8 protein-coding genes and 1 tRNA gene are annotated in these 11,943 nt (G+C 58.7%); 2 read left to right on the top strand and 7 right to left on the bottom strand.

Annotated elements, in window-relative coordinates:
- Window positions 1-232 precede the first annotated feature (232 nt).
- Window positions 233-1,096, top strand: a complete 864-nt coding sequence (locus ACS1BR_RS00690; RefSeq protein ID WP_463559485.1) for a glycosyltransferase — start codon at window positions 233-235, stop codon at window positions 1,094-1,096.
- A 3-nt stretch (window positions 1,097-1,099) separates the two neighbouring features.
- Here the strand turns inward: ACS1BR_RS00690 and ACS1BR_RS00685 are convergent, their stop codons facing one another.
- The 7 genes from ACS1BR_RS00685 to ACS1BR_RS00655 all read right to left on the bottom strand — a co-directional run bounded on the left by ACS1BR_RS00685 (window position 1,100) and on the right by ACS1BR_RS00655 (window position 9,641).
- The gene (locus ACS1BR_RS00685; RefSeq protein WP_463559735.1) at window positions 1,100-3,067 is read right to left on the bottom strand and encodes a glycosyltransferase; all 1,968 of its coding nucleotides are present in this window, start codon (window positions 3,065-3,067) and stop codon (window positions 1,100-1,102) included.
- 14 nt (window positions 3,068-3,081) lie between these two features.
- Window positions 3,082-4,263 (bottom strand): glycosyltransferase family 4 protein, encoded by a 1,182-nt coding sequence (locus ACS1BR_RS00680; protein ID WP_463559484.1) that lies wholly within the window; start codon window positions 4,261-4,263, stop codon window positions 3,082-3,084.
- Window positions 4,263-6,044: an ABC transporter ATP-binding protein gene (locus ACS1BR_RS00675; RefSeq protein ID WP_463559483.1), complete on the bottom strand. Its 1,782-nt coding sequence runs from the start codon at window positions 6,042-6,044 to the stop codon at window positions 4,263-4,265. The genes ACS1BR_RS00680 and ACS1BR_RS00675 overlap by 1 nt, the downstream gene beginning before the upstream one ends.
- Before the next feature lie 275 nt (window positions 6,045-6,319).
- Window positions 6,320-7,306: a ribose-phosphate diphosphokinase gene (locus tag ACS1BR_RS00670; protein ID WP_463559482.1), complete on the bottom strand. Its 987-nt coding sequence runs from the start codon at window positions 7,304-7,306 to the stop codon at window positions 6,320-6,322.
- A gap of 3 nt (window positions 7,307-7,309) precedes the next feature.
- A complete protein-coding gene (gene glmU / locus ACS1BR_RS00665) occupies window positions 7,310-8,779 on the bottom strand; it encodes a bifunctional UDP-N-acetylglucosamine diphosphorylase/glucosamine-1-phosphate N-acetyltransferase GlmU (protein ID WP_463559481.1) in 1,470 nt (489 codons plus the stop codon).
- Between the two features lie 60 nt (window positions 8,780-8,839).
- Window positions 8,840-8,910 (bottom strand) — tRNA-Gln (locus ACS1BR_RS00660).
- A 113-nt stretch (window positions 8,911-9,023) separates the two neighbouring features.
- Window positions 9,024-9,641, bottom strand: a complete 618-nt coding sequence (locus ACS1BR_RS00655) for an arsenate reductase/protein-tyrosine-phosphatase family protein (RefSeq protein WP_463559480.1) — start codon at window positions 9,639-9,641, stop codon at window positions 9,024-9,026.
- Window positions 9,642-9,759: 118 nt separating this feature from the next.
- Here ACS1BR_RS00655 and ACS1BR_RS00650 point away from each other — a divergent pair, with 118 nt between their 5' ends.
- Window positions 9,760-11,580 carry an ABC-F family ATP-binding cassette domain-containing protein gene (locus ACS1BR_RS00650; protein ID WP_463559479.1) on the top strand — a complete coding sequence of 607 codons (1,821 nt, stop codon included), beginning with the start codon at window positions 9,760-9,762 and terminating at the stop codon, window positions 11,578-11,580.
- Window positions 11,581-11,943: the final 363 nt, after the last annotated feature.

The raw sequence follows: 11,943 nt of genomic DNA, 5'->3' as shown, positions 1-11,943 counted from the left end.
AGTATTTTTCAAAATTTGCCTATAAATATTTATATATTACCTGTCATGTGTGCAGGAAATCATTTCTACCCGGTAAAACGCCCCGATCTGCTCACCGGACCTGCGCAGACACAGTCAAGCATAGCTTGACTGTGGACGGGGGCTAGCTATATCTTATAGGCGTGTCCGCTATTTAGGGGTATGCGCGTTCACTCCATAGTTATGAATCTTTCACAAAAGGTGAGTTAGACCAATGACTGAAGTGCTTCAGCCTCTCAAATCTGCCAAACACCGGGCCTTTGTCGTGTCCAAGAAACTACGAACCACCCTTCACAGGTGCAGCTTGCGGGTCAACGACTGGAGGTGGGCGCGGGCGGAAACCAAACACCCCTACGTCTACAACGGCTTTCCCCATACTTTTTTGAGCCACCCCGACCCGGAACCCTACAGTAGCCCGGCACCGGCACCGGCCATACTCTGGATATGCTGGGCCGGCGGTGATATGACCCCCACCCGTCAGCGGTCCCTGGATATGCTCCGTGAGCAGAAGAACCTCGACATCCGTCTGATTACCGGCAGAGAAGATATCGAGCTGGTAGGCCACCCCTTCCACCCCGCCTACGATCACCTCACACCGGTGCATAAAAGCGACTACCTGCGCGCCTACGCCATGCACCACTACGGGGGAATCTACACCGACATCAAGCCCTACACCCACCAGCTCTACCCCGTGATCGATCAGATCAATTCCAGCCCCGACACCTGGGTGGTGGGCTACCGTGAGATCACCTCGGAATACGCCCCCGAAATGCCCTACGAGCTGGGGAGGGCCCTCAAGAAACACTACCGGGCGCTTATCGGCCCCTCAGCATTCGCGTTCAAGCCCCACTCCCCTTTCACGCGGGAGTGGATGGCTCAGCTACACCGCACCCTCACCTTCTACCAGGATCAGCTGGAAGAAACGGCCTCGATCACCGACACCTATCGGCTCCCCGCCGCCTACCCTATTCGGTGGACAGAGATTCTCTGTACTATCATTCACCCGCTCTCCCTCAAGCATCAGAGCCACATTCTTTTTGACGAAAGGATTAAGCCGGTACTCAAAAACTATCGTTAGGCACTAGCCCATATCGAGAATTCTCTGCGCCCACCGTTCCCAGTTGATCTCTTCTCTGTACAGGCGGCGGGCTTCTGCCTGGGCACCGCTGATGTCTTGGCGGGTGAGCCCGGCCAGCAGGTCGGCGGCGGCTTTCCAGTCCCGCACCGGAACCCGCCAGCCGTTGCTTCTCACGATTGTTTTGAGTCCACCGGTGTCTGCGGCGAGGGTGGCTAACCCGTGTGCGAGAGCATCGGTTGCCACCACCCCGCCGGCGCTTGCGGTACTGAGCTCGATCAGCAGGTGGTGGTCGGCGTATTCGGCGGAGAGCTGCTCTCGGTTCAGACGCGGTAGCGATCTCACCCAGCAGGGTAACTTTCGGTGCTCCTGGCCCACCACGGTGACTTCTATATCGCGGCGGGACCGGACCTGGTGTAGCGCACGGAGCATATCTTCACCGCCCTTCCTCTCCCAGTCGGAGCCGATAAAAATAATTTTTAGGGCCCCTCCCCGGTAGGGTTCCGCAAGGGATCGGGGCAGAGTTCCAGGGCCGAAAGGGTTAAGGATCAGTGTCCTCGACGGTAGATTCAGGTCGCGGCGCACCACCTCCCTCGACCAGTTGCTGGCCAGACTGTAGATACCCGATCGCCGCCCCGCCCAGCGGTCGATAAGTTTACCCTGCCACAGGCTCAGGCGCGACAGTTTTGGCTCGCCCGAAAAGTAGGTGTCGGCAACCGCCGCAAACGACGAATCTGTGACCTGCACTACCGGTAGTTTTCGCGGTAGCAGCAGGGATTCGGTGGAGGCCGCAAACGCCACCAGGGTCTGCGGGGGCGCCGTGGTGACCAGGCGGCGAGCAACCAGCGAACGCTTGATCGCCGTACACAGGGCGTGGTTCGGCAGGTAGACCAGCCCCAGCCTACCCAACAGTTTTGCCAGAAGGCGGTCTACGGCGGCATCTTTGACCCGCGGTATTGGCAGCCGCCGGGTCTCACACCTCTCTTCAAGGGCACGTACCGCCCGATAGCAGACCCCCGACCAGGAGTATTCATCGTCCATATCCCAGGAGGTCAGAAAGCCAATCTTTACCGGGGCACGGCCTCCGCCGGCAGCGGCCCCGGCTGTCTCCTCAAGCAGCTGCCTCGCCGGTAGCCGCTTGAGGAGGCGGTAGAGTAGGGCACCATAGAGTCGGCCGCTTGTCCAGGCCAGGCCCTCGAGTTCGTGCTGCCGGTGTCTACCGGTCCACTGTGTGCACACCCGGTTGAGGGCTGCAAGTTCTTTGCGCACCAATAACCGATAACCGGGCAGGCTAAAATCAAAACGCGGCGCACAGTTGAGCACCAGCTGCACCGAGGTGCGGGCATAGTGAAATTTCTGGCGGAGGCTGGCCCGCAGGCTGTTCCGCTGGCGGTAGCTGATAAGCGGTTGATCTAGCCAACCAAACTCTGCCCCCGCCGCGTATGCGCGTACCGCAAAATCAACCTCGTCGTGGCCCCCCACATAGGATTCGTCGAACCCCCCAATCTGGAGAAAAAGCGAGCGGGTGAAACCCATGGCTGCCCCCATCGCGTAGGGCTCTTGTGCGGGGGTCACCGGGGCCTCACGCCGAATCTCACCGGGCCGGTAATCTGCGGTGACGGGATCCCAGACCAGTTGCCGGTGGCCGGCCCCCAGCAGATCTGCCTGTCTAAAAAGATTGATAAAGTCGGGGAGCAGATCGGGGTCAATAAGGTCGTCGGCATCAAAAACCAGAATATACGGGTACCGGGCGGCCAGCACGCCCGTGTTTCGGGCATAGTTGACCCCGGGTCTTTCGGCCGCCCCTACACGGCGGACCCGCGGGTCCCTGCGACAGAAACGCTCAATAACGGCCGCTGTGCCGTCTGTGCTGAGGTTATCCACCACCAGGATTTCGGTCTTACCGGGGAAGTCTGCCGCAAGAATTTTTTCCAGCTGTGCGGCGAGATAGGGTTCGGCGTTGTGTGCGGGGATAACGACAGATACGTCTATAGGTCATACACCTCTTTCACCCTCGTACGGTATCTGTCGAGACCGTAGGCTTCTCTCACCTGTGCCCGCTGGGCCAGGGCCTTCCGGCGGTACCGGGGGTAGCTGGACACCGTGTCCAGCATGGCTGCCGCAAAAGCCTGCGGGCTTTCTGCTATCGTGGACACCCAGTCCACCCGGCAGATACCCTCTGCACCGGCGTAGGTTGCTATCACCGGTACACCGGCAAGCAGGGCATCAACGGTTTTGAATTTAACCCCGGCACCCAGCCGAAGCGGTACCAGTGCGGCCCACACCTCCCGGTAAGCATCCGAGACGGTCTCGGACACTCCCCGGTAGTCCACCCTGGGGTCGAGACCTGTCATCAGCTCTTCCGGAGCCGGCCCCACCACCGCCAGCCGAATCCGCGGCTGCTCCTGCCAGACCAACGGCATGACCCTGCTGACCAGCCAGTGCAGCGACTCCTGGTTTTCCCACCGGTACATGGAGCCCATGAGTAGGAAGGTCGGGGTAGCCCCGGTATCGGGTGCGTGCTCAAGCTCGCCGAAAAAAGAATCGTAGACGGGCGGACTGATCACCCGCACCCCGGTGTTTTTCCGGGTGCGCCGCCCTAAAAGCGCGGCATCCTTCTCGGAGAGCACCACCAGCCGGTCCAGAGCGGCCACCACCGAGTTTTCAAGCGCGCCCGCCAGCTTCCCCTGAAGGCTCCAGATCAGCGCCCGCACCCGGCGGTGCTCCCGGGAAGCCCGGCGGCTCAAACGCTGAGAATTGACATCGTGGAGGGTCCCCACCAGAAGCGCGGTGGGGTTTATCCTGCGAATCAGAGGGGCAAGCAGCACCATTGAAGCCCACTGGAGATCAATCACGTCGGCGGTTTTGAGGCGGCGGTAAGCCTCCGGCGTGCGCAGCAGCGCGGCCAAAAAATCAAGCTGGGGAGTCCACGATGACACGGGCCGGTGCAACCTACGCAAGCTAGAGGCTGCCAAGGTCTCCCGGCCCTCCACGAGCACGGTGGGGAAATCCGTTTCTTTCAGCCGGTTCCTCGGCGATCCCTCGGAAATGATCGTTACCGAGGCCCCCAGGTCCCGTAGGCTTCGGCAGAGGTTCCACACCAGTTTCTCGCCCGCGTTGGCCGGGTTGTGCTCGGGGACAATGGGGCTGAGTACGGCAACAGTGACCATTAGATTTTCCCCAGCCTCACGAGTTCGGCAAATTCGGGAACCATGCCTTCAAGCTCCTCAAAGGTACCCCTGCCGACGATCTCCCCCCGGCGCAGGTAGAAAATCTGATCGCTATTTTTAATGGTTGATAGCCGGTGGGCGACAACAATCGTCGTGACCTTGCCCCGGAGTTTAGCGATGGTTTCGGTGATCCGGTGCTCTGTCTTGTTGTCCAGCGCCGAGGTCGCCTCGTCGAGCACCAGAACCTTGGGGTTGCGGTAGAGCGCCCGCGCAATACCCAGCCTCTGCCGCTGCCCGCCCGACAACCTGTTGCCGTCCTGGCCCAGGTCCTCGTAGATACCGCGGGGGAAGGATTCGATGAGGTCGCCGAGGTCGGCGTCCCGGGCGGCACGGATAATCTTGCTGTCGTCAATGTCCTCAGAGTCAATACCGAAGGCGATATTGTCCCTAAAGGTTCCCGGGATCATAAACACGTTCTGGGGTACCACACCCATCTCGTGCTGCCAGGCGCGAATATCCGAGTGAATATCAACCCCGCCAGAACTAATACTGCCTCCCTGAACCGGGAGAAGGCCCAAGATCAGGTCAACCAGGGTTGACTTACCCGACCCGCTGGAACCCACCAGTGCAACGGTGGTGCCCCTCTCAATATTGAAGGAGATGCCGTCAAGAATTTTTGACTCGTCGTCGTAGCCGAACACCAGATCTTTAATCTCAATGTCACCGGAAAATTCTGTGTTGGAGGTGGGCAACTGGGAGTTGGGAATATTCCTGTTGAGCTGGTCCACCTCGGCACTGAGAATATCGAGCCCCACGCTACCGGCACGCACCACGTTGACCGTTGCGATAGCCGAATTTACGCTGGGCATCATGCGCATAGCGGCAACCGTAAACACGCCCATGACCGAGATAGCCTCCTCGGGCGAGTACAGGTTAAAGAGCAGGACCGCCAAGAAGGCCACCCCGAGCACAAAAACGATCTCAATCAGGTACTTGGGTAGCTCCGAGTAGAAACCGTTCCTCCGGTTGACACTGGCTCGCAGGGTGGCACCGGTAGCGTAGTCGCGGGAGAAGTTAGCGGCCACGTTAAAGAGCCTCATCTCGCGGAAAGCCTGAAAGGCCGGTATCGACGCGTACCAAGAAATACGGTCCGCTTCCGTGGCCTCGGCGCTGACCCTCCGTAACCTGCTACGCAGCGAAAAGGAGAGCAGCAGGCCCGCACCCGAAAAGAGTACCAGGGCCACCAGGGCGGCAAGTGGAGAGACCAGCAGCATCACGGTCATCAGCAGCAGGGCGGTAAAAGCATTGGAGAAAAAAGTGATGGTACCGAGGATAACCTGCCCGTATGACTGCGACACCGCGGCCGCCAGATTAGTGTGTAGATCCGGTATCTGCTTGGCGCGGTGCTCAAGAAAAGGAACATCCAGGTAGGCCCTAAAAAGATTGGTGCGCGCGGTTTTCTCCAGCTGGTTGACGAAACCCAGCTGCCACCAGCGGAATGCCATCGAAATAATACTCTTCAGCACAAAGGACAAACCAACCAGTAGGGCGGTGACAATAATGAGCTGTCCGCGATCGTCGATCTTAAAAATTGAAGAAATAATGCCCGGCGCCCCGCTGTGAATATCGGCTCCGGAGACCACCAGTAACAGGGGGTAGCTGGCCGCAACCCCGATCATCTCAAGAATAGACACAAAGGCTGATCCAAGAACGGAAAAAATGATTTTTCCTCTGTAAGGATAGTCTATGAGCTGTAGAACCTTCTTTATTTTAGAAAGCATCCGACTTCTTTCTCCCCTAAAAGTACTAGCCTCCGGCCACACCCAAAGGGGCCGTGCCCGGCCCTATTTTCCCTATATATTGAGTGTTGCGTGCCCCCAAAAGTGAGCGAACGAAGGCTTGCGAGTGTTATGTGTTAGTGCGATCTTTTTATTATACAGATAAGAGGGGTGACTCGCCCGGTGATCACCGGGCGNACCCCTCTTCACCACCGACCCAGCACCAAATTTCCGCCTGTCAGAGCGGGTTCTGCTATCGCTAGGGTAGAAGGAGTGCTCTAATTTGATCGGCCGTCAAAGAGACTGGTCACCGACCCCTCATCAAAAACTTCCTTGATAGCTCGAGCAATGAGCGGGGCAATAGAAAGCACCGTCAAATGATCAAACCGCTGCTCCGGTGCAACGGGAAGCGTATTGGTCACCACCACTTCACGGGCACCCGAAGAAGCTAAACGTTCTATTGCAGGCTCAGAAAAAACCGGGTGGGTAGCAGCAATAATCACATCTTTAGCCCCATTATTTTTGAGCACCTGTACTGCCCCGGAAATAGTGCCCCCGGTATCAATCATGTCGTCGATGAGCACGCAGGTACGGCCCTCAATGTTACCCACCACCGTCTTGGATACGGCCTTGTTAGGGACACTGATATCCCGCGTCTTGTGCACAAAGGCAAGCGGCGCCCCGCCCAACAGTTCGGCCCACTGCTCAGCCACCCGAACACGGCCGGTATCCGGTGAAACCACGGTCACGTTGGAGACGTCCTCAACCACCTCTTTGACGTGCTGTGCCAGCAGGGGGATCGCCATCAGATGGTCAACCGGGCCATCAAAAAAACCCTGGATCTGCGCGGTATGCAGGTCCACGCTCATCAGCCGGTCCGCGCCAGCAGTCTTGTAGAGGTCAGAAACCAGCCTGGCCGAAATAGGCTCCCTCCCCTTATGCTTCTTATCCTGGCGGGCGTAGGGGTAAAAGGGAGACACCACGGTGATAGACCGTGCGGAGGCCCGCTTGAGCGAGTCAATCATGATGAGCTGTTCCATCAGCCACTCGTTGATGGGGGCCGGATGCGACTGGATCACAAAAGCATCAGCACCGCGCACAGAGTCCTCAAACCGCACATAGGTCTCACCGTTGGCAAAGGTATAGGCAGAGGTCGGTAGCATACAGCACCCGAGCTCATGGGAGATCTGCTCCGACAGTTCGGGGTGCGCCCGCCCAGAAACGAGCACCATCTTTTTTTCGCCGGGATTAGTAATATCCACCATGACCTACTTTCCGCCTTCCTGCGAAGAGTTGCTCGATATCGCTGCCGCCGCTGCCCTCGCCGCGTCGGTACCCTCTCGATTTTTTATAACCCAGCCCTCAATATTGCGCTGGGGAGACTCACTAATAGCCAGGGCACCGGCCGGGACATCCTCGCGGATCACGGTTCCCGCCCCCGAGTAGGCGCCATCGCCAATATTAACCGGGGCAACATACATGTTATCCGAGCCCATGCGCACATGGTCCCCCACAATGGAGCGGTGCTTATTCACGCCGTCATAGTTCACAAAGACAGAGGCGGCACCAATATTGGAGTTCTCACCGATGGTCGCGTCCCCCACATAGGAGAGGTGGGGGACCTTGGAACCGGCACCGATATCAGCATTTTTGGTCTCCACGAAGGTCCCAATTTTTCCTTCAGCCCGCAGCAGGGTTCCCGGCCGCAGGTAGGCGAAAGGACCCACGCTGGCTCCCGCCTCAATCCGTGAGTCCGAACCGTGGGTGCGCACGATCGTGGCCGCCGGGCCAACCTCAACGTTCTCCAGGGTCGAGTCGGGCCCCACCACCGCACCGGTAGCAATCGAGGTGTTACCCTTCAGCTGGGTTCCGGGCAGAATCGTGACATCATTGTCAATGGTTACGGTCGAGTCGATCCAGGTGGTCTGCGGGTCAACGATTGTTACCCCCCGCCGCATATGCTCTTCTACAAGACGGTCGTTGAGTTTGCGCCCCAGCTGGGCAAGCTGCACACGGTCGTTTGCCCCCTCAACCTCCCAGCGGTCTTCGATGGCCAAGGCCGCGGTGCGGTGGCCAGCTGATCTGGCGATTTCTAGCACGTCGGTAATGTATTTCTCGCCCTGGGCGTTGTCGGTAGTGACATTAGCCAGCGAGTCCCTGAGCACGTCCGCGTCAAAGGCGTATATACCCGAGTTGATCTCTGTGATCGCCAGCTGATCCGCGCTGGCGTCTTTTGCCTCAACAATGGCGGTGACCTCTCCCGCCTGGTTGCGCACGATACGCCCGTAGGCTCCGGGGTTGTCGAGGTGGGTGGTCAACACCGTTACGGCGTTGCGGTCTTTTTCGTGGAAGGCCACGAGCTCACGCAGGGTTTCGGCGCGCAGTAGCGGGACGTCACCGTAGGTGACCACCACCGTCCCCCGCACCGGCTCATCGTGGTCCAGCCCCAGCAGACCCACCTCGACGGCGCGCCCGGTACCCGGGATTTCGTCCTGGTCAACAATGCTCACCTGCCGGTCAAAGTTCACAATATGCTCAGCCACTTTATCGCGCTGGTGTCTGACCACAACTGCCAGCCGGCGGGGTTTGAGTTCTCGGGCGGCAGCGATGGCGTGTTCGACCATTGACCTGCCACCGATACCGTGCATCACTTTGGGGGTAGAAGATTTCATGCGAGTCCCAGCCCCAGCGGCTAGAACAATAACAGCGGATGGGACATTTTGAACTGCGTTAGTCACAGGCGATGACTCCTCAACGGTGGAAAGACACTAGCCGGAACATCAATCACGCTAGTGTAGCTCCGCCACCAGGACTCGAACCTGGAATAACGGCTTCAAAGGCCGCTGTGTTGCCATTACACCATGGCGGATTATTTTGCGGGGCCGGCCGGGTTTAAAAACCGTGACTGCTTTGCCCGCCAAAAGAAAACAATACCAAAAATCCTATGGCAGCTGTTAACCCCCTGTACGGGGTGGCATGATCCTATCGACCCAGCCAGGGCACAACCACGGAGAGGTCTTTTTCTATTCTGGCCACGGCCTGCTGGGCTGCGGTGTGTCCGCGGCGGTAGGGGTCGGCTATTTCGTCCTGGGTCAGGGGTGCGGCGTCGTGCTGGCGCAGGTAGGAGACGGGGTCAACCCGTCTGCCGGAGCCGTGGCGTAGTCGGCTCATCTGCCCGAGCAGGTGTACCCGGCTGCGGTATTGGGGCCATTCGCGGCTGATCCAGTTGAGGTGTTCTTTTTCCATGACCAGCACCAGGGCGGATTCGGCGACCATGTTCCGGGTGATTTGTTGGGCGCTGTGATCCTGAAAGTCTATGCCGCGGTTTTCTAGTTCTCGGTCGATGTGGGGGGCTACCGGGGCTCCCACCACGGCCCCGGTCCCGGCGCTGTCAAACACCCACGGGGTGTTTGTGTCTGCCAGATGGCGGGCAAGGTATTTTGCGCAGGCGCTGCGGGCGATATTCCCCGTGCAGACAAAGAGGATTTTTTTCTGCGGCTGCATGTCGGGTGAAGGTGTTTGTTCTCCGGTGTGCCAGGGTATTCGCGTTTGTTTTCTGGCGAGGTTGCCGAGCAGAGATGACACGTTGAAGCTACTCACAGCACTCTTTTCTGCAAACTGTACGGTACCCGTTTATCCTAACAATTTTTTGGGGGCCTATGGCGGGGTGGAGCGTATGCGGAGGGGCCTCGACGATGGTTTGGTACCCTTGTCAACTGTGGCACATATACTTGGCGGCGAAGACCTGCATCTTGAATTTCCAACCCGACCCATTTTTGAGGGAGTTACCGTTGGTGTCGGTGAGGGGGACCGGATCGGGATCGTCGGGAGGAACGGTGACGGCAAGTCCACCCTGCTTTCTTTACTGTCCGGAAGGCTCAGCCCCGATTCGGGGCAGGTGACGGTGCGTTCGGGTACCAGGATTGGTTTTCTGGACCAGGCCGATACCCTGGACGATTCTTTGACGGTGGGGCGGGCTATTGTGGGTGATACTCCCGATTATGAGTGGGCCTCCAATGCCGGGGTGCGCGATGTGATTCGGGGTCTGGTGCCCGATCTTGACTGGGAGGCACCGGTGTCCTCGCTGTCGGGTGGGCAGCGGCGCAGGGTAGGTCTTGCTGCCCTACTTGCCGGTGATTGGGACGTGCTCATGCTTGATGAGCCCACTAACCATCTCGATGTTGAGGCGATCAACTGGTTGGCTACCCACCTTAAGAAGCGCTGGCACAAAAATTCGGGTGGTCTGCTGGTGGTGACCCATGACCGCTGGTTTCTTGATGAGGTGTGCACCGGCACCTGGGAGGTGCATGACGGTACGGTGGAGCCTTTTGAGGGCGGGTATGCGGCCTATGTTTTGCAGCGGGTTGAGCGTGACCGGCAGGCTGCTGCGGCCGAGGCCAAGCGGCAGAATCTTATGCGTAAGGAGCTTGCCTGGCTGCGCAGGGGCGCCCCTGCTCGCACGTCTAAACCCAAGTTCCGTGTTGAGGCTGCCCACGAGCTGATCGCCGATGTGCCGCCGGTGCGGGATTCTGTGGGGCTTACCCGGTTGGCGGTGAGCCGGCTGGGTAAAGATGTGGTTGATCTTGAGAATGTTGGGGTGACCTACGGTGGGGCTGGCGAGGACTCCCGCCAGGTACTGAGGGATGTCACCTGGCGGATAGCACCCGGTGAGCGCACCGGTATTTTGGGTGTTAACGGTGCGGGAAAGTCCACCCTCCTCGGGCTGGTGACCGGTGCGGTGCGTCCTTCTGCGGGGCGGGTCAAGCGCGGCAAGACGGTGAAGACCGCTACGCTCACTCAGCAGCTTGACGAGCTGACCGAGGTTGAGAATGACAGGGTGTCCGAGGTGGTGGGCCGTCAGAAGACTTCCTATGTGGTTGACGGGAAGGAGATGACTCCGGGGCAGCTTCTTGAGCGACTGGGATTTTCTAGCGCCCAGTTGTCGACTCCGGTGCGGGATCTTTCCGGCGGGCAGAAGCGGCGTTTGCAGCTGCTACTGATTTTGCTCGATGAACCCAATGTGCTGATTTTGGATGAGCCCACCAATGATCTTGATACCGACATGTTGGCGGCTATGGAAGATTTGCTAGATACCTGGCCCGGCACCCTGCTGGTGGTGTCGCATGACCGCTATTTTGTGGAGCGGGTGACCGACCAGCAGTATGCGGTTATTGATGGCGAATTTCGGCATTTACCCGGTGGGGTGGATGAGTATCTGCGGCTGGCAGCGGCAGGTTTGGGCGGGCAGTCAGCGGGTGCTGGGGGGGCTTCGTCTCCCCTGGCTACGCAGAATAGGGATACCGGTTCTGGGGTATCCGGCGCCCAGGAACGGGTAATGCAAAAAGAGATAGGTCGGATTGACCGCAGGCTGGCTAAGCTGGCGGACTCTCGGGGGGAGCTTCTTGAGCGGATGGCTGCCCACGACCAGGCCGACTATCAGGGCCTTTCAGCCCTGTCCCAGAATCTTACGGATCTTGATACCGAGATTGAGGCGTTGGAGACCCGGTGGATGGAGCTCTCAGAGCTTCTGGAGGGGTAGGCCCCGGATACCGATAGCCGCGGTTTTTCTGTAACATTTCGTCATAAACCCGTGTATCGGATCCAGCAAAAACGCAGAACAGGGGACACGCTACCGCTGTGAGCACGGTAAACCTGCACGCCGTGTCCCCATAAATATGGACAATAGGGTTCTCCCGCTCCGCTCTTTGAGGATGCTTAATAGTGTGATGAAGGTATCTGCATTAGGAAACAAACCGTGAAGGAGTGGTTTTTGTGTCTCGTCCGAGTAGTTGGGAGCCTTTGACGGGTGGGGATCCGTGTCCGGGTAATCCTTCGTCGTGGTCTTCGTTGGCGAATTTTTGGGATGGTCGGGCTCTGGTTTTTCTTAAGGTTAAGAATGATC

It is taken from the genome of Rothia sp. 18CD1-1 (assembly GCF_055285355.1).
The sequence above is the reverse complement of the archived record's forward strand: the minus strand, read 5'-3'. Positions and strand labels throughout refer to the sequence as shown.